The organism is Acidithiobacillus albertensis, assembly GCF_001931655.1.
Lineage (GTDB): Bacteria > Pseudomonadota > Gammaproteobacteria > Acidithiobacillales > Acidithiobacillaceae > Acidithiobacillus > Acidithiobacillus thiooxidans.
In genome coordinates this window covers 1-896 of record NZ_MOAD01000121.1, presented here as the reverse complement: position 1 = coordinate 896, position 896 = coordinate 1, and the positions used below count along the sequence as shown (strand labels likewise).

Annotated in this window: 1 pseudogene; it reads left to right on the top strand. The window is 51.9% G+C overall.

Features of this window, described 5'->3' with window-relative positions:
* Positions 1–544: 544 nt before the first annotated feature.
* Positions 545–896, top strand: a pseudogene (locus tag BLW97_RS18465) (TolC family protein); the annotation flags it as partial.

The following is an 896-nucleotide window of genomic DNA, read 5'->3' as shown; positions in this document are numbered from 1 at the left end:
TGGTCGAATTATGTTAAAGCTTCGCCGCTACTTTCGTTCGCTGGCAATGTTGTCCTTGTTCCTTATTGGAACCTGGATGAGCAATGCTGCGGTGGCGATGCCACAGGGCATATCCTGTGTTGAAATGCACGGGATGTCCATGATGAGGATGTCCATGGCGAACATGCCCTGTTGCCGGGATAACCCCGGCATGGACATGCGGATGATGGATCCCCATTCCGAAGCAATGAGTAGTCAGTGTATGGCCATCTGTGCACAGACGCATGCGCCTGGCGGATTGCGCTTTTCTAGAATTTCTGTCCCGACTCCCGTGTGGATTGGATCCGTGACATGGACCCACTCTCAGTTCGTTGCGAGGGATCGTCCCGGTCTTTTTTCCCCTGAACCCTCTTACCATCCACCTCCGCTGCTTCACGTACGATTGACCATTTAAGTTCTCCTCAGCAAGCAGGCACTCCTTTTTTCAAAGGAGAAATGTCAATGATTTGCTATGGAGATTTTCATGGATGCCAATCTATTGGAACGATTATCAGCCAAGAACAGTATGCGGCTCTTGGCCGGGATGATACTGTGCTTTTCAACGGCCGCAGCATGCGCTGATCCGTTAAGTTTGCAGAACGCGCAAGCCATTGCCTTGCGTCAAAACCCGGGGCTCGGCGCGCTGACCCAGAAAATAGTAGAATTAAAACATCAGGCCGTATCCGTAGCCCAGTTGCCTGATCCGCATTTGTCTCTGGGTGCTGAAGATTTACCCCTCAACAGTTTCTCCATGAACCAGCAGCAGATGAGTATGCTGAGTGTGGGGCTGAGTCAGACTTTTCCCTCCTTCGGTAAACTGGGGCTGGAAGGTCGACAAACACGCGTGGAAGCTGCAGCAGCTACGGATACCCTGCAAG